At 40.5% G+C, this 17,377-nt stretch carries 15 protein-coding genes and 1 pseudogene; 13 read left to right on the top strand and 3 right to left on the bottom strand.

Features of this window, described 5'->3' with window-relative positions; genetic code table 11:
• The first annotated feature begins 253 nt into the window (after window positions 1-253).
• Entirely contained in the window at window positions 254-535 is a 282-nt protein-coding gene (locus AC1TO6_RS15410) for a hypothetical protein (protein WP_482102509.1), read from the top strand.
• A gap of 341 nt (window positions 536-876) precedes the next feature.
• Here AC1TO6_RS15410 and deoD read toward each other — a convergent pair whose 3' ends face one another.
• A complete protein-coding gene (gene deoD, locus AC1TO6_RS15415) occupies window positions 877-1,596 on the bottom strand; it encodes a purine-nucleoside phosphorylase (protein ID WP_482102510.1) in 720 nt (239 codons plus the stop codon).
• A gap of 703 nt (window positions 1,597-2,299) precedes the next feature.
• A complete protein-coding gene (locus tag AC1TO6_RS15420) occupies window positions 2,300-2,515 on the bottom strand; it encodes a hypothetical protein (protein ID WP_482102511.1) in 216 nt (71 codons plus the stop codon).
• Window positions 2,516-2,915: 400 nt separating this feature from the next.
• On the opposite strand from AC1TO6_RS15420, the gene AC1TO6_RS15425 reads away from it, so the two are divergent.
• The 4 genes and pseudogenes from AC1TO6_RS15425 (at window position 2,916) to AC1TO6_RS15440 (ending at window position 6,789) form a co-directional block, all read left to right on the top strand.
• Window positions 2,916-3,485: a histidine phosphatase family protein gene (locus AC1TO6_RS15425; RefSeq protein WP_482102512.1), complete on the top strand. Its 570-nt coding sequence runs from the start codon at window positions 2,916-2,918 to the stop codon at window positions 3,483-3,485.
• Window positions 3,486-4,275: 790 nt separating this feature from the next.
• Window positions 4,276-4,368, top strand: a pseudogene (locus AC1TO6_RS15430) (sporulation transcription factor Spo0A); the annotation flags it as partial.
• A gap of 146 nt (window positions 4,369-4,514) precedes the next feature.
• Window positions 4,515-6,077 (top strand): DUF342 domain-containing protein, encoded by a 1,563-nt coding sequence (locus tag AC1TO6_RS15435; RefSeq protein WP_482102513.1) that lies wholly within the window; start codon window positions 4,515-4,517, stop codon window positions 6,075-6,077.
• Entirely contained in the window at window positions 6,070-6,789 is a 720-nt protein-coding gene (locus AC1TO6_RS15440) for a glycerophosphodiester phosphodiesterase (RefSeq protein ID WP_482102514.1), read from the top strand. The genes AC1TO6_RS15435 and AC1TO6_RS15440 overlap by 8 nt, the downstream gene beginning before the upstream one ends.
• A 61-nt stretch (window positions 6,790-6,850) precedes the next feature.
• On the opposite strand, the gene AC1TO6_RS15445 is transcribed toward AC1TO6_RS15440, so the two are convergent.
• On the bottom strand, window positions 6,851-7,087 hold the full coding sequence (locus AC1TO6_RS15445; RefSeq protein ID WP_482102515.1) for a DUF2627 domain-containing protein: 237 nt from the start codon (window positions 7,085-7,087) through the stop codon (window positions 6,851-6,853).
• 127 nt (window positions 7,088-7,214) lie between these two features.
• Here AC1TO6_RS15445 and AC1TO6_RS15450 point away from each other — a divergent pair, with 127 nt between their 5' ends.
• The 8 genes from AC1TO6_RS15450 to AC1TO6_RS15485 are packed head-to-tail and all read left to right on the top strand — an operon-like array spanning window position 7,215 to window position 17,286.
• Entirely contained in the window at window positions 7,215-9,260 is a 2,046-nt protein-coding gene (locus AC1TO6_RS15450) for a sigma 54-interacting transcriptional regulator (RefSeq protein WP_482102516.1), read from the top strand.
• A gap of 36 nt (window positions 9,261-9,296) precedes the next feature.
• Window positions 9,297-10,199 (top strand): phosphate butyryltransferase, encoded by a 903-nt coding sequence (gene yqiS, locus AC1TO6_RS15455; RefSeq protein WP_482102599.1) that lies wholly within the window; start codon window positions 9,297-9,299, stop codon window positions 10,197-10,199.
• A gap of 37 nt (window positions 10,200-10,236) precedes the next feature.
• On the top strand, window positions 10,237-11,331 hold the full coding sequence (locus tag AC1TO6_RS15460; RefSeq protein ID WP_482102517.1) for a Leu/Phe/Val dehydrogenase: 1,095 nt from the start codon (window positions 10,237-10,239) through the stop codon (window positions 11,329-11,331).
• A gap of 57 nt (window positions 11,332-11,388) precedes the next feature.
• The gene (gene buk / locus AC1TO6_RS15465) at window positions 11,389-12,489 is read left to right on the top strand and encodes a butyrate kinase (RefSeq protein ID WP_482102518.1); all 1,101 of its coding nucleotides are present in this window, start codon (window positions 11,389-11,391) and stop codon (window positions 12,487-12,489) included.
• A gap of 28 nt (window positions 12,490-12,517) precedes the next feature.
• Window positions 12,518-13,945 carry a dihydrolipoyl dehydrogenase gene (lpdA, locus tag AC1TO6_RS15470; protein WP_482102519.1) on the top strand — a complete coding sequence of 476 codons (1,428 nt, stop codon included), beginning with the start codon at window positions 12,518-12,520 and terminating at the stop codon, window positions 13,943-13,945.
• Window positions 13,946-13,961: 16 nt separating this feature from the next.
• The gene (locus tag AC1TO6_RS15475; protein ID WP_482102520.1) at window positions 13,962-14,969 is read left to right on the top strand and encodes a thiamine pyrophosphate-dependent dehydrogenase E1 component subunit alpha; all 1,008 of its coding nucleotides are present in this window, start codon (window positions 13,962-13,964) and stop codon (window positions 14,967-14,969) included.
• Entirely contained in the window at window positions 14,969-15,952 is a 984-nt protein-coding gene (locus AC1TO6_RS15480) for an alpha-ketoacid dehydrogenase subunit beta (RefSeq protein ID WP_482102521.1), read from the top strand. The genes AC1TO6_RS15475 and AC1TO6_RS15480 overlap by 1 nt, the downstream gene beginning before the upstream one ends.
• Window positions 15,953-15,972: 20 nt before the next feature.
• Complete coding sequence (locus AC1TO6_RS15485) at window positions 15,973-17,286, top strand: dihydrolipoamide acetyltransferase family protein (RefSeq protein ID WP_482102522.1); 1,314 nt, start codon at window positions 15,973-15,975, stop codon at window positions 17,284-17,286.
• The last annotated feature ends 91 nt before the right edge of the window (window positions 17,287-17,377 follow it).

The raw sequence follows: 17,377 nt of genomic DNA on the forward strand, positions 1-17,377 counted from the left end.
AGGAATAGAAAGATTGTCCTTCAATGAGGAGGTTAATGGCATCTCATCAGGATAGAAGAATTAATCTATTAATTTATCCGGATTGGCCTCACGCTCTAGCCTAAAGGGATTATGCATATGTGCATATACAGGACCACCAATTCTAGCCAGCGGATTTAATTTTGGAACATTAATTTTATAGGCATCAATTCAGAGATGTTAAATCGACTAAATAACATATAAACCAGCTGGGGAAGTCTCTGCCAGCTGGTTTATGCGAAAGTTTACGGTTGTTGATGAACCAGTAGTAGAGGAAACACCAACCCACGGCTACGAAGACATTCGTCGTTATTTAAACGTCCGGTTGCGCAACAGGACTGAAGAGTTGATCTGTATATTTTGCAATGGCTCAAAAATAAAACGACCAATCCGATTAGGGAAAGGTCGTTTTTTTGTTTACCCTCTATTAAACTTTCTCCATTCACTCAACGACAACACCGCATCTACCCACGCAAACGATGGCGGGGAAAATACATCCGCACTAGTTACCGCGTAGTATTCACCATTTAAACGCGCATGTAGCGGCGTCTTTGGATTGATACCATACATCGTTCCGTTGTCTCCGTCAAAATAAGCTTAAGTGGGGGAGCAGAGGACGATTCTTCCTCTTGTTTCGTCCACATTCATATTTCTTTCCTCCAACCGTTTAAGATAAAATCCCCGACGTAAATTAGCATATCTGACCAGGTAATGATGGATTTGTACGGGTTATCAGAGTTAATATACTTCATGACTTTTTTAAATTCGGATTGATGCTCCTCGGTGATGTTTAGGCGTATCTACTCTGTGACACATTTACATTCATCCAATAAAAGAGGTATTTATGACTCCCATTACTTATACTAAATCTAAAGCTATTTCCATCATCTTCGTAAATGAAGTTTGTCTCTCCTCTTGTGTTATTTGTTCATGTGTAATCATATGGTCACTTACTGTTAAAATTGTTAATGCTTTAGCTCCAGCACTAGCAGCATTTAAATATAAACTTGTCGTTTCCATTTCTTCCGCTAATATTCCCATCTTAGACCACTTTTCTGTTGCAGTTTCATCAGCATTATAGAAAACATCACTAGATAGTACATTCCCTACATGAACCTTATAATTCTTTTCATCAGCTATTTTCTTTGCTTTCTCTAATAATTCATAAGATGCTGTAATTGGAAATTGACCTGGAAGATTCCATTGATGTGCATAATTTGAATTTGTTGCTGCTCCCATAGCAAGTATAATATCATATAACTTAATATCATTTTGCATAGCCCCACATGAACCTATACGAATTAAATTTTTAACTCCAAAATTATTAATTAGTTCCCATGAATATATTGCCATACTTGGTGACCCCATACCGGTACCCATAACAGAAACTTTCTTTCCTTTATATTCGCCTGTGTACCCCAGCATACCTCGAACTTCATTAAAAAGAACTGGTTTCTCTAAAAAGTTTTCTGCTATAAACTTTGCACGAAATGGATCTCCTGGCAAAAGTATAGTTTCAGCTATTTCTACTCCATTTGGCTTAATATGTGGTGTTTCTTTTAATTCATTGTTTTTCATTTGATTCTCTCCTTAATATTCTTATATTATTATTAAACTATATCTTTTGTAATCGAGTTTTTTTCTATTTAACGAGACTTATCATTAATTAAATTTATGGTCTACTAATGTTGTTGACCAATGCATCAATTTGTCCAATTTACGTCTGTTACACATTGGAAAGCGTTTTGAAAAGCTGGGGGAGATAGTAATACTCTTTCGCTGTCTCCACGATACTGTAGATAATTGCGCTCTCCCTAGCACCTTTCGTTGGAGAAAAGCAAACGCCATCTGTATGAGTTTTGCAGTAACCGCCAAAAGTAACGGTTTGGATTTCTACGAATACCTGAAGAAACTTTTTACGGATCTAAGCGGAATTTAAATGATGTATTTGATAAAAAAGGTGCGCTTATTATTTATAATTCGGGCTTACATCATTTTAGCCCGGGTTCATTAGTTCAACAAGAGGAGATTGTCTATCGTCTTTTACCTTGCTGCAATAGAACATCAAAAAGGCGACGTATCCTTAAATGGAGGGTCACATTTTTCATTTAATCTCAACAATTTGCGGCAACCTTAATTTACCACCGCTTGTCCAACCTCGTGATTTAACTATGACAGAAAAAGATGGCAATATTATTATCCAAGAAAAATTAGAAGCTTTGGACTCCCATTTAGGAAGTCCACTGCATTTCATAACTCATCGGTTAAAGGATGATTTTACTTAATTCTTCTCTTTTTTTTTGGAGCCATGATTGCCGTCATCAACTGTACCTTCCCCCGCCTTGTTTTCCGGCTCTCCACTAGCAACAGCACCCGCAGCAGCACCAAATGGATCAAGAGCAGTAGCCATGGTATCTCCAGGAAAAGCACCTACACCGGTTCCTACTGCTTTGCTAGCATCATTATCGTCACGTTTGCGTTCGTTGATATCAGCCATCTGTTTCATTCCCTTCTTATAGGAATGTGCTATTGTTTTAGCATTAGCAGCACTGTCCCGTAACATATTTTGTCCAATAGGGACTAATTTATAGGTGGGATTAATGAGAGCATCTGTATTTTTTTTGTAATTCTTTAAAAAATAGTACGCAATAAGAAGAAACTTCAACAGGTTTCGAAGGCAGAAGGTTCAGTAATTCCATTTGTTATCGGGTCGAATAACAGAATTAAGTAACTGGACTTTGGCGTTGTAGGAGTGGAAACCGGAAAACTACGAAAGTATAAACAAATTATTGAGAGTTACCTGTTCTTGTTCAACTAACGGAGCAGGTTAGTTGAACAAGTAATTCTAATATTTAATATAGAAAAACTAACTCATCATATATTAAAGGAGACTAACAATGGAGATTTCATTGATTAGACATGGTAAATCCACGTGTACTAAAACTATTAGAATATCATGTAAAGAATTTGGGGATTGGGTTAAAAAGTATGACTATAGCGGTGTTTTTGAAGAGGACGCTTATCCAACAGTAACGCTAAAAAATATAGCAACAGCAAATATTGTTATAGCAAGTGATTTTAAAAGGTCTGTCGACTCGGCAAATTTGTTGAATTCAAACTTAAAAGCCATTTCAGACCCTCTATTTCGTGAAATTGAGTTACCTATTCCATTAACGAATTTATGGAGATTAAAATTAAATTCGAGTATTTGGGCAGTGATTTTAAGATGTTTGTGGTTTAGTGGTTATTCAAGAGGGTGCGAGTCTTTGAGTAACGCAAAAGACAGGGCTAAAAAGGCATCCGAATTGTTAGTTAAGTATGCTCAAGAACATAGATCAGTAGTATTGGTTGGACATGGATTTTTCAATATGTTGATTGCAAAAGAACTACAAAAAACGGGGTGGAAAGGTAAGAAAAAAACAAGTTCTAAGCACTGGGGTTGTACTACATATTCCTTATTCAACTAATGCCTTTACAGGGCAGCTTTTCTTATATAAATCCCGTTCAGCAATCAAATACCACCCATTGTCGGTTATTTTGATTTTCAAAAATTCAAATTAGATGTTAAAACAAACATGAAGGTGGTGGAGAGAAAGACGAATTAGACAGGCATATTGAAAAAATCACTTCGATATATTTCTATCGTGATGATTTAAAATGCAAATCATTAAATACATATATTATTCTCCCCTATATTCTACGCCCATTTTAGGTGCACAAAAAGACGACCTCATCCAAAGATGAAATCGTCTTCGTTTAATAAATGTTGTTACCACATATGACATTATATGGTCGCAGCGACGTTTTAGCTATGTATATATTTGTCCGATTGATTAGCCAAGTACACTTGGTAACCTATTCAGTGATGCATGGCTGAACAATCAGAAGTCAGCTGAAGCCACAGTAACATGCGAACTCGAGGAGAATGGGAAGGGGCGAACAATTAAGAGAGACGCCTTGGCATTCAGTATACTGTGAAGAACACAGACAACCGATAAGGCATGCTTGATGATTCAATTTGGTGAAGAAGGCATCACTAAAAATACCATCAAAATGATAGACATTAAGCAGGATTAACAATAGCCCCTTTACAGTCTCGTATACAGAGCTAGTGGGGGCTTTTATACTAACATATCCTAATTGACTCCTTCTATTATATAGGGTAAGATTATCAGTAAATATAATGGATAAAATTCAATAAAGAATATGATCTCCTAATCCGACAAACTATATAGCTTACCCCTTCATACTAGCACTTATACTGTGCACCACTTGAAAAGTAAACCCACAAATTCAGAGTTCATCGCAATGATTGCCGATAAGATTCGACTTGAACATTTGGCGAGCTGAGTAAGTAATAAAATTGACCAATAGTTATACCTGCTCATCGGAATCAATGTTCCAGGGCGGGTATTCTTTGTCGTTTAAGACGAACTATTCCAACAAATCGAGTAATAATTCTTTATAATGATAAATAGAGAAAGGATGAAACTTCTATGTTGATTCAAAATGATTACTTTGATCTTTCGGTAGTAGAGGAAAAAGTAATATTGCGTACAAAGAAGAATGGTTTTCCACTTAAATCATTCGATGAAATAACGCGTGACCATCCACAGCTAAAACTTAATTCGTTTACAACGTTACGGAAAGCGCTAGCGAATCCTGAAGGAGAATATATTATTGGCAGTTGGTTGCCTGCAATTGAAGTGGCCCTTTCAACTGATAAGATGACAGCCCAACTATACATAAATTTGTCAGTTAAAGAATACGAAGAAAATAAACTATCTATTCTTAAAGCAGCTGAAAGTGTGATTGATGAGGCTGGAATCATATACGGAAAAAAAGTATTACTAAATGAACCATTTAAACCGGGTGAGCCAATTACGGCGGCCGTTGGAAGGAAGCCACAAAAAGGTGCAGATTCGGTCATTACATACATAGTAATTCCTGAAAGAAGGCCAGTCATTCGTGAAGATGGCATTGCCGATTATTTCGAGATGAATTTTGTTACTCCTGTTGTTAAAGACGATTGGCTTGGCGAAAAAATTCCAGCGCAAGAAGGTATCGATGGTTGTGATATTTTAGGAAACCCTCTGCCAGCTCAAAAAGGAGAAGAGAAGCAGCTAGCTTATGATAAGAAATCAGTGACTGAAGTGCAAGAAATGGGTAAATTCGTACTGCGGGCAGCGCACGGCGGGGCTCTAGAAAGCATTGGCGGTGTTATTGGTGTAGGGAAACAGCTAATCGTAAATGGGGATGTTGGTCCTGAAACGGGTTCGATTACATTTGACGGTGCAGTTAAAGTTTATGGAACTGTCAATGCTGGTTATTCGATTAACGCGACGGGCAGCATTGCTATAGAAGGAAATGAAGGAATCACAAATGCGAAGGAAATTCAGTCGAGTGATGGGGATATTTACATAAAAGGCGGTGTGTTCGGCGGAGGAATGACCATTGTCGAAGCAAAAGGAAATATCTTTATAAAGCATGCAAATAACTGTAAGTTATATGGGAAAGAAATTCATGTAGGTCTATATCTGCTAGGAACGGAAGTTACTGCTGATTATGTATTTGTCGACAACAACAAAGGGAAAATAATTGGAGGTGTAATCGAAGCGCTTTATAAAATTGAATGTGCTTTTGCAGGAAACAACCATGAACGGAAAACCGTTCTTCGTTCAAAAGGAATCGATAAAGATGAAATCTATATAAAAATTCAAGAAATGGCAAAAGAGTTGAAAGAACGCCAAGAAGTTGTCGCTAAACTTGAACATAACGTCTCGCTAATAGAAGGGGTTCAGAAAGATTTGAAGGGCACGCGAGCAGACGCATACTTGAAACTGACAGAGACGATTAAATCGAACAAAGAAAGCATTTTACACCTTGATAAAGAGATTCAATTCGAATTACGTAAAATTAAGCTCGCAGTTCCCGGACAAATCGAAGTAACAAAGGAAGCCTATTCAGGAACCATAATTGAAATCGGTTCTAAGTCTTCCGTACTTCACGGTACTACGAAAGGTATTTTCACAATAGAAGATGGTGTGCTGAATGTCTAAGCCATCTATCTTTGCGCATCGAGGTGCTTCAGGTGCCCGCTTTGAAAACACAATGAAAGCATTTGAATTAGCTGTCGTACAAGGTGCTGATGGTATCGAATTGGATGTGCAAGTGACTGAAGACGGCGTTCTATTTGTTATCCATGACCTAGTACTATCAAGACTTGCAGGAATTCGTCGATCAATTTCATCTATGACAGGTGTAGAAGTGAAGCGAATCCGCGTGGGGAGAAAATACACTCGTTTATTTGTAGGACACAAAATCCCCACATTAATTGAAGTAGTGTCATTTTGCCAAAGCCATCATTTAGCACTTAACGTCGAATTGAAAGAAACGGTTTCGGAACGTCCAGAATTTATCAAACAAATTCTCGATATCGTTACTCATGTTGAAGAAGTCCACATCTCGTCATTTGACTACGAGTTATTAGAAATGGTGAAAAAAATTAATTCCCAAATAGAAACGGCTTATCTTTTACGTAAAAATGTTGTGGATTGGAGTAACCTGGAACAATATACATACGCGGATGGATTCCATTTACATAAACGATTATTGAAAGAACCCTATTTAAACAATCTAATTCTATCCGGGAAGAAAATCAGGGTATATGGCATCACTGGAATAGAACCCATCGTTTTAAATCCGCCTCCGTACATTGATGGCTGGATTACAGATTATCCAGATCGTCTTAAAAGTAAAAAAATGGATTGAGACAAATGAATCTGTCTCAATCCATTTAATTTTGTTGACTCTCCAAAAACCACAGCTGTTCTTACTCTTGTTTGAATCGTCCTTGCACTCGTCCTTTTCTTCGGTCGCGGCGCAATAGGAAACCTGCAAAAAACCACAGACCTCCTCCGAATAATAAAAACCCTACAATGAATTGAAGCATTATGGACGGAAACGGATTGAATAAAACACCAAATATAGAATCTCGCATAAGCTTAATGCCGCCGGCTGCAAATAGTCCGGGGATAAGCAACACGATAAATGCTGCTAGACGTGCCATATAAGACAACTCCTTAACAAATACAATTTTACCTGCTCATATTTTATTGTCAAGAACCGTGCTTTCATGTATGATGTAGTTGTAAATGCAAAATATTGCATGGTTTAAAAAAGGAGAATGAATATCCTTGCAAAACGTCCTCATTGTCGGGGCGGGGACAGGCGGATTGATAATACTGGACCTTCTCCAAAATTTAGATTTCATGAATGTAAACGCAATCATTGATACGGATGAACAAGCACCAGGAATTATTCGTGCAAAAAAACTAGGTATCGCATATGGAGTGGATTGGAAAAGTCACCTGAACGACGACTTGCATATCATTTTCGATGTAACCGGTGATAAATCTGTATTCACTGAGCTGTTAAATGCGAGACCCGCCCACACCGTACTAATACCTGGTTCTGTCGCGAATCTTCTTGTGAAGCTTCTTGAGGAAAACGATACATATATTAAGCGGATTCATACGGAGATGCATAAGCAGCGATTGATTTTTGATTCGATTGAAGAGGGCATGATCGGCATCGATGGAGAAGGGCAAGTTGACTTTTTCAATAAAAGAGCTTCAAAGATGATTGGTTTTCCAATTGAAGAAGCTATTGGCTTACCAATAAAGGAAGTCGTCCCGACGTCTGAACTTCCGAGAGTGTTTAATTCGGGAAGAGCAGAATTGAATAAGGAACTGATTCTAGGTAACGGTTTAAAAATTGTTACTTCTCGTTTCCCTCTATTAGATTCCACGGGGAACAAAGTTGGCGCTTTTGCTGTTTTTAAAGACATAACGGAAGTCGTTGCTCTTGCAGAAGAAATTACGGATTTGAATAAAATGAAAACGATGCTTGAAGCGATTATTCATTCTAGCGACGATGCGATTTCGGTTGTCGATGATAAAGGGTATGGAATTCTCGTTAATCCTGCTTATTCGCGAATCACTGGTCTTTCAAGAGATGAGGTCATTGGCAAACCCGCGAATGCGGATATTAACGAAGGTGAAAGTATTCATATGAAAGTACTTAAGTCGAGGAAACCGGTTCGTGGAGTCAATATGCGTATAGGTGAAAATAATCGTGAAGTAATTGTCAATGTTGCACCAATCATTGTTGATCACCAAGTAAAAGGGAGTGTCGGTGTCATTCACGACATAACCGAAATGCGTAATTTGATGAAAGAACTTGACCGTGCACGAACAATCATTAGAAAACTCGAATCAACTTATACCTTTGAAGATATTTATGGCACATCAATTGATATTAGCATATCGATTGAGCAAGCAAAATTGGCTGCTAAATCGGATGTTCCCGTCCTTCTCCGTGGAGAAATTGGTACAGGGAAAGAGTTGTTTGCACATGCCATTCATAGTGCTAGCGAAAGGCGTTTCAAAAAGTTCGTCCGGGTAAATTGTGCAGCCATGGACCCAGTCAGTTTAGAGATGGAGTTATTTGGACAGGAATCAGGCACTTCCGACTTCGGATATGTAGAAAGTACACATGGACTTTTTAAAGAGTCTGAACAAGGCACATTATTCCTGGATGAGGTGGCCGATCTATCACTTCCGGCTCAAGTACGATTGCTAAACTACTTGAAGAATGGGACGGTATATAAATATGGTGGGACAATCCCTATCCGATTATCCGTTCGTGTTATTGCGGCAACTTCAAAAAACTTGGAAAAAGCAATGCATGAAGGTAAATTCAATGAAGAGCTCTATTATATATTGAACCGGATTTCAATTCAGATTGCACCGCTTCGTTCCCGTAAAAATGATATACCTTATATCATTGGCCATTTGCTAGTAAAGCTAAACCAAGAATTCGGCATGAATCTCGAAAAGATTACGGTTGATGCACAGGAAAGGCTTTTGCGTTATGAGTGGCCGGGGAACGTCCGAGAACTTGAAAATGTTTTAAGTCGGGCTATGATTTATATGGAGTCTGGAGAGTCCATTATTGGATTAGAAGATATAGTTAAGTCATTGTCATCTCGGGGACATAAAGAGCAGGAAGAGACACTCTCAGAATCAAGCACGCTCGCATCTATAATGGATGAATATGAAAAATCTATTCTTGAGACAGCGCTCCGAGAAAATGATGGGAACAAATCGTTAACAGCAAACAGACTTGGTATTTCTCTTCGATCGCTTTATTACAAACTTGAAAAGTTCAGCCTTGTTTAACAGGCGTTATGTTAAGTCAAAGGAGGCGTGACCATGATTACGCTCGACTCACTAATCGTCAATGCAAAATTGAAGAATGATTCAATCGTTGCCATTGCATCAGCTGCAGATTTGGAAGTTCTACAAGCGGTAAGTACTGCTCTTGAAAGAGAACTTGCATCTTTTGTACTTTTCGATGACGAAAAAACACTTAAGTCTATGATTCGAACTTATTTCCCCCAGTTGTCAGATAATACGAATGTAAGTATTATTCATGCTGAGGACAGCAATCACGCGGCAACTCTTGCTGTGAAAGCGGTTTCAAGTGGAAGTGCGACTGTTTTGATGAAAGGTAATTTGGCAACGTCTGCCATACTTAAAGCTGTACTGAATAGTGAATACGGGCTTAGAACAGGTAAGATATTGTCGCATGTCGCAGCTTTTGAAGTTCCCGGCTTTGACCGACTTCTATTTATTACGGATGCAGCGATGAATATTGAACCGGACTTAGAAGCAAAAGCGCAAATTATCCGGAATGCCGTCGCTACTGCACATGCATGCGGGGTCCAGGAACCTATCGTTGCTCCACTTGCCGCAATCGAAACAGTTAATCCGGCAATGATACCGACGACGGACGCAGCATCTCTGGTCATTATGAACAGACGTGGACAAATCACGGGTTGTATTGTCGATGGGCCACTTGCGCTTGATAACGCAATTTCTGAGAAGGCTGCAGCGCATAAGGGAATTACGGGCGTTACAGCAGGAAAGGCGGATATTCTCGTCGTTCCAACTATCGAAGCAGGAAATATTCTTTACAAATCGCTAATGTATTTCGCAAATGCAAAAGTAGGCGCAATAATCCAGGGAGCAAAAGCACCGATAGTCCTAACATCAAGGGCAGACAGTGCTGAAAGTAAATTGTATTCACTTGCACTGGCAATCCTTTCCGCAAAATAAAATGAAAATTGAACGATACCCTTAGGAGGAATTTACAATGGAAATTTTTAAATATATGGAAAACCAAGACTATGAGCAACTCGTTATTTGTCAGGATAAAGTCTCAGGACTGAAAGCAATCATCGCTATACACGATACGACACTTGGACCGGCACTTGGTGGAACACGGATGTGGACATATGCAAGTGAAGAAGAAGCGATTGAAGATGCGCTTCGCCTTGCGCGTGGTATGACTTATAAAAATGCAGCTGCGGGCTTGAATCTAGGCGGCGGAAAAACAGTTATCATAGGAAACCCAAAAACAGACAAAAACGATGAAATGTTCCGTGCTTTCGGTCGATACATTGAAGGTTTGAACGGTCGTTATATTACTGCAGAAGATGTGGGAACTACTGAAGCGGATATGGACTTGATCAATCTAGAAACAGATTATGTTACAGGTACTTCTGCTGGAGCAGGATCATCAGGTAATCCTTCGCCTGTCACAGCTTTCGGTATTTACCATGGCATGAAAGCGGCAGCAAAAGAAGCATTTGGAAGCGACTCACTAGCTGGTAAAACAGTAGCAGTACAAGGTGTAGGTAACGTTGCATATGCACTTTGTGAGTACTTGCATGATGAAGGCGCAAAACTGATTATCACGGATATCAACGAAGAAGCCGTTCAACGTGCAGTTGATGCATTTGGTGCAACTGCAGTTGGCATCAATGAAATCTACTCTCAAGAAGCAGACATATTCGCACCGTGTGCACTGGGTGCAATCATTAATGATGAGACGATTCCACAATTGAAAGTAAAAGTTATTGCAGGATCTGCAAACAATCAATTAAAAGAACCGCGTCATGGCGACTTAATTCACGAATTGGGTATTGTTTATGCACCTGACTACGTTATCAATTCAGGCGGTGTTATCAACGTTGCAGATGAGCTTGATGGTTATAACCGTGAACGTGCACTAAAACGTGTCGAAGGAATCTACGACGTAATCGGGAAAATATTCGCTATCTCAAAACGCGATAATATTCCAACGTATGTTGCTGCTGACCGCATGGCGGAAGAGCGTATTGCGCGTGTTGCCAATACAAGAAGTACTTTCTTGCAAAATGAAAAAAACGTCCTATCAAAACGGTAATCCTAACTGGATTCTTCGTTTTTGAATAGTTTCAGAAATATAATTAAGAGAGCCGATATGGAAGGAGGACAACTTGTGATTGAGAACTTACACCGAATACTGGTTATTAATCCAGGATCTACATCAACTAAAATAGGCGTCTTTGAAGGCGGAAAACAGCTGATGGAGAGTTCGATAAGTCATTCTCCTGAAGAAATTGCACAGTATCCTTCCATCATTGCTCAATATGATTTTCGAAAAGCAGCCATACTTGAATCTTTACGAAAAGAAGGAATTAGCATTTCAAAACTATCTGCCATTTGCGGTCGTGGCGGTCTTTTACGCCCGATCGAAGGTGGCACTTATTCGGTTAATAAAGCAATGCTAGTTGATTTGGAAAAAGGATTTTCCGGGCAGCATGCATCGAATCTTGGTGGCATCATCGCTAGTGAAATCGCATCCGGGCTAAACATTCCTGCATTTATAGTTGACCCCGTTGTTGTTGATGAACTTGAACCGATTGCGCGAATTTCTGGATTTTCGAAAATAAATCGAAAATCCATATTCCATGCGTTAAACCAAAAGGCGGTTGCAAGGCGCTATGCAAAACAGGTCGGTAAAGAGTACGGTTCTCTCCGCTTAATCGTGGCACATATGGGCGGTGGCATTACAGTCGGTGTGCACGAGTTCGGAAAAGTGGTTGATGTGAACAATGGATTGCATGGAGATGGACCATTCAGCCCAGAACGAGCGGGAACAGTTCCTGCGGGTGATCTCGTCGAATTATGTTATTCGGGGGAGTATTTCCGCCATGAAATGATGAAGAAAATTGTAGGGCAAGGTGGTCTCGTTGGCTATCTCGGGACGAATGATGCTGTTCGTGTGGAAAAACAAATCGAAGACGGCGATGAAAAAGCAAAACTAGTTTACGGAGCGATGGCATATCAAGTCGCTAAGGAAATTGGAAGTGCTGCTACCGTCCTTCATGGCAAAGTCGATGCAATCATCCTTACGGGCGGACTTGCTTATGGCAAAGGATTTGTTAAGGATATTACTAAGAGAATCGACTGGATTTCAGATATAGTTATTTACGCCGGGGAAGATGAACTACAAGCACTTGCTGAGGGCGCATTACGTGTATTAACCGGTGAAGAGACAGCTAAAATTTACCCGTCTTGACGGGGCGTTGAGAGGGAGGCCATCTACAATGGCTAGAGAATATGATGTAGTTATATTGGGAGGCGGAACAGGTGGCTACGTCGCCGCTATTCGCGCCGCTCAACTAGGGCTCAAAACAGCACTTGTTGAAAAAGGAAAACTCGGCGGTACATGTCTGCACAAAGGTTGCATTCCAAGTAAAGCATTATTAAAAAGTGCAGAAGTTTTCAATACAGCTAAAAACCACACGGCTGATTTCGGCGTTAATGTAACAGACGTATCACTCGATTTCGGTCGCGTCCAAGCACGGAAGGATGATATCGTCAAACAGTTACATGGCGGTGTGACGGCATTGATGAAGAAAGGGAAAATTGATGTATTTGACGGACTTGGTAGAATGCTTGGTCCATCAATCTTCTCACCAATGCCGGGTACGATTTCGGTCGAAATGAACAATGGTGACGAAAATGAAATGCTAATTCTAAAAAACTTAATCATTGCAACGGGTTCGAGACCACGTACCTTACAAGGTTTAGAAATCGATGAAACTCAAATTATGTCTTCGGATGGTGCACTTGCTATGGAGGCACTTCCGAAATCAATCATCATTGTCGGTGGCGGAGTTATCGGTATCGAATGGGCTTCTATGCTAAATGATTTCGGTGTTCAAGTCACTGTCCTCGAATACGCAGACAGAATTATTCCGACTGAAGACGATGATATCTCGAAAGAAATGAAAAAGTTATTGACCAAAAAAGGAATTACATTTGCAACAAGTGCCAAAGTGCTCCCTGAAACACTCGTTAAAGCAAAAGAGTCAGTTACGATTTCAGCAGAGATGAAGGGAGAAACAACTTCATTCACAGCTGAAAAAATGCTTGTTTCTGTGGGACGCCAAGCGAATGTCGAAGGAATAGGTCTTGATAATACGGAAATTGAAATTGTAAATGGTTTTATAAAGACTAGACCGACATTCCAGACGAAAGAACATCATATATATGCCATCGGGGACGTTATCGGTGGACTTCAGTTAGCACATGTCGCTTCTCATGAAGGGATAGCGGCTGTCGAACATATCGCTGGTTTGAAAAACGAAGCGATTGATTATACAAAAATATCGCGCTGTATTTACTCCAGTCCTGAAGCATCAAGCGTCGGCATAACGGAAAAACAGGCGAAAGAACAAGGCTTCGATGTTAAAGTTGGGAAGTTTCCATTCATGGCAATCGGAAAAGCGCTTGTTAATGGTAATTCTGATGGCTTCGTTAAAATTATTGCAGATAAAAAGACGGACGATATCCTAGGTGTCCATATGATTGGAGCACACGTTACCGATTTAATATCTGAAGCTGGACTTGCAATGGTCATTGATGCGACCCCATGGGAAGTGGCAAGTACAATTCATCCGCACCCATCACTTTCTGAAGTAATGGGCGAGGCAGCTTTAGCTGTTGACGGAAAAGCAATCCATATGTAAAAGGGGGATTTTAGAAATGGTAAAATCGCGTCATGAAGAACTTGGTTTATCGAATGATGAAGTAATGCAAATTTTTGAAACGATGCTAATGGCCCGTCGAATTGATGAACGTATGTGGCTCCTCAATCGTGCAGGGAAAATCCCATTCGTTATTTCGTGTCAAGGACAGGAAGCAGCACAAGTAGGGGCAGCTTTCGCACTTAATAATGAAATAGATTGGATTGCACCATACTACCGTGATATGGGAGTTGTCTTACATTTTGGAATGACTCCGAAAGATTTAATGCTGTCTGCATTCGCAAAAGCGGAAGACCCAAATTCTGGTGGCCGTCAAATGCCTGGTCACTTCGGCCAGCGCAAAAATCGTATATTGACAGGGTCATCTCCTGTTACGACACAATTGCCGCATGCAGTCGGCGTGGCACTAGCTGCGAAGATGAAAAAAGAAGATTTCATCACGTTTGTTACACTTGGAGAAGGTTCATCCAATCAAGGAGATTTCCATGAAGGTATGAACTTTGCAGGTGTTCATAAACTTCCAACAGTGATCATGGTTGAAAACAATAAATATGCAATTTCAGTTCCAGTTGAAAAACAGCTTGCTTGTGAAAATGTTTCTGATCGTGCAATCGGTTACGGAATGCCTGGTATTACGGTTGACGGAACCGATCCGCTTGAAGTGTACAAAGTTGTTAAAGAAGCAGCAGATCGTGCACGTCGGGGAGAAGGTCCAAGTCTTGTGGAGACAATCTGTTATCGTTTAACTGCTCACTCTTCAGATGATGATCAACGCCAATACCGTGATGCTGAAGAGCTCGCAAATGAAAAGAAACTAGATCCGATTCCAATGTTTGCAGTTTATTTGAAAGAAGCTGGCATACTTACTGATGTACTTGAAAAGGAAATGGAAGAACGCATTATGAAAGAAGTGAACGAAGCGACCGATTATGCGGAAAACGCTGCGTACGCTGAACCTGAATCTGCGCTACTCCATGTGTATGCTGAAGTTGGGGGGAACGAGTAATGGCTGTTATGTCTTATATCGATGCAATTACACTTGCAATGAAAGAAGAAATGGAACGTGATGACCGCGTTTTCGTTCTCGGTGAAGATGTTGGGCGTAAAGGCGGCGTCTTTAAAGCGACGGCTGGTCTGTACGATCAATTCGGAGAGTACCGTGCGCTTGATACACCGCTTGCGGAATCTGCGATTGCAGGTGTCGGAATCGGTGCAGCAATGTACGGCTTACGCCCAATAGCAGAAATGCAATTTGCTGATTTCATCATGCCTGCAGTTAACCAGATTGTTTCGGAAGCGGCAAAAATTCGTTACCGTTCAAACAACGACTGGTCATGTCCGATCGTTATTCGTGCACCGTTTGGAGGAGGAATCCACGGAGCGCTTTATCACTCGCAATCCGTTGAGTCGATGTTCGCAAGTACACCTGGATTGAAAATTGTTATACCTTCAACGCCATATGATGCAAAAGGGCTTTTGAAAGCAGCCATCCGCGATGAAGATCCGGTATTGTTTTTTGAACATAAACGTGCTTATCGTTTGATTAAAGGCGAAGTACCAACAGATGATTATGTATTGCCAATTGGAAAAGCAGATGTAAAACGTGAGGGTGATGATATCACTATCATCACCTACGGATTATGTGTTCACTTTGCTTTACAAGCAGCGGAACGTCTGGCGGAAGATGGGATTTCGACACATATTCTTGATCTTCGTACAGTTTATCCGCTCGACCAAGAAGGAATTATTGAAGCAGCTTCAAAAACAGGTAAAGTCCTTTTAGTTACAGAAGACAACAAAGAGGGAAGCATTATGGGAGAAGTTGCAGCTATCATTGCTGAAAACTGCCTGTTTGAGCTTGATGCGCCGATTAAACGACTTGCTGGACCTGATATTCCGGCAATGCCTTATGCACCGACAATGGAGAAATTCTTCATGGTCAATCCAGACAAAGTAGAAAAGGCGGCGCGTGAGCTTGCTGAATTTTAATTGGGAAGGAGGTAACTCAATTGCCTATTGAAAATATACTAATGCCACAACTCGGTGAAAGTGTGACAGAAGGCACAATCGAGAAATGGTTGGTAAAACCGGGTGATACAGTAAACAAATACGATTCACTCGCAGAAGTAAATACAGACAAAGTAACAGCAGAAGTACCTTCTTCATTCACTGGTGTCATTAAAGAATTAATCGCACAAGAAGGAGAAACGCTTGCGGTTGGAGCCCTCGTTTGTACAATTGAAACGGAAGGCGGAAAAACTGCCGAAGTTGCAATAGAGGCTGTTCCAGCTAAAGCGGAACCTGCGAACGAAATGCCTGCAGTGGGTTCCCAAAAACCAACTTCATCTTTGAATCGGGAAAAAGGGGCAGCAGCAGGACGTTATTCTCCAGCAGTACTCCGTCTTTCTCAAGATAATGGTATCGACTTGTCACTTGTGGAAGGTTCAGGAAAAGACGGCCGAATCACGCGTAAAGACTTGCTCGCAATTATCGAAAGTGGCACTATCACAGCACCGGCAGTTTCTGCAGCACATGTTGTGGAAGAAATTGCTTCTTCACCCGCTACACAGACGACAACTGCACCAATAGCAGCTAATCCAGTCAATGTTCCTGTTGCAGTAGGAGATATCGAAATCCCTGTTACAGGCGTACGCCGTGCAATCGCAAACAATATGTTGCGTTCGAAACATGAAGCACCACACGCTTGGATGATGATTGAGGTCGATGTGACGAGCCTCGTCCAATACCGAGATTCATTGAAAAATGATTTCAAGAAAAAAGAAGGCTTCAACTTGACATATTTCGCATTCTTCGTCAAAGCAGTATCACAAGCATTGAAAGAATTCCCGATGATGAATTCAATGTGGGCAAACGACAAAATCATTCAGAAAAAAGATATCAATATTTCCATCGCAGTGGCGACAGAAGATTCTCTTTATGTGCCCGTCATCAACAACGCGGATGAGAAATCAATCAAAGGCATTGGGCGTGATATTCAAGAACTTGCGGGAAAAGTACGTTCAGGTAAATTGAAATCATCTGAAATGCAAGGTGGAACATTCACAGTTAACAATACCGGTTCATTCGGTTCTGTTCAGTCAATGGGAATCATCAACCACCCGCAAGCAGCTATCCTACAAGTCGAATCAATCGTTAAACGTCCAGTAGTCATGGATGGCGGCATGATTGGTGTACGTGATATGGTTAACTTATGTCTATCACTCGATCACCGTGTTCTGGATGGTCTTGTTTGCGGCCGATTCCTTGCACGTGTAAAAGAGATTCTTGAAAATGTAACTGCTGAAAATACATCTGTTTATTGATCAAATCTATAAACCCCGGACCGTATAAATCACGGAGCCGGGGTTTATTTTAACTTTCAACAATGGGCATTATCGGTTAAACTAGGTAATA

Source organism: Sporosarcina sp. Y352, assembly GCF_056786535.1.

Bases quoted from the DNA above. Each gene is read 5' to 3' on its own strand.
- AC1TO6_RS15410 (WP_482102509.1), top strand. From the start codon at position 254: ATGCGAAAGTTTACGGTTGTTGATGAACCAGTAGTAGAGGAAACACCA.
- deoD (WP_482102510.1), bottom strand. From the start codon at position 1,596: ATGAAAAACAATGAATTAAAAGAAACACCACATATTAAGCCAAATGGA.
- AC1TO6_RS15420 (WP_482102511.1), bottom strand. From the start codon at position 2,515: ATGGCTGATATCAACGAACGCAAACGTGACGATAATGATGCTAGCAAA.
- AC1TO6_RS15425 (WP_482102512.1), top strand. From the start codon at position 2,916: ATGGAGATTTCATTGATTAGACATGGTAAATCCACGTGTACTAAAACT.
- AC1TO6_RS15435 (WP_482102513.1), top strand. From the start codon at position 4,515: ATGTTGATTCAAAATGATTACTTTGATCTTTCGGTAGTAGAGGAAAAA.
- AC1TO6_RS15440 (WP_482102514.1), top strand. From the start codon at position 6,070: ATGTCTAAGCCATCTATCTTTGCGCATCGAGGTGCTTCAGGTGCCCGC.
- AC1TO6_RS15445 (WP_482102515.1), bottom strand. From the start codon at position 7,087: ATGGCACGTCTAGCAGCATTTATCGTGTTGCTTATCCCCGGACTATTT.
- AC1TO6_RS15460 (WP_482102517.1), top strand. From the start codon at position 10,237: ATGGAAATTTTTAAATATATGGAAAACCAAGACTATGAGCAACTCGTT.
- buk (WP_482102518.1), top strand. From the start codon at position 11,389: ATGGAAGGAGGACAACTTGTGATTGAGAACTTACACCGAATACTGGTT.
- lpdA (WP_482102519.1), top strand. From the start codon at position 12,518: ATGGCTAGAGAATATGATGTAGTTATATTGGGAGGCGGAACAGGTGGC.
- AC1TO6_RS15475 (WP_482102520.1), top strand. From the start codon at position 13,962: ATGGTAAAATCGCGTCATGAAGAACTTGGTTTATCGAATGATGAAGTA.
- AC1TO6_RS15480 (WP_482102521.1), top strand. From the start codon at position 14,969: ATGGCTGTTATGTCTTATATCGATGCAATTACACTTGCAATGAAAGAA.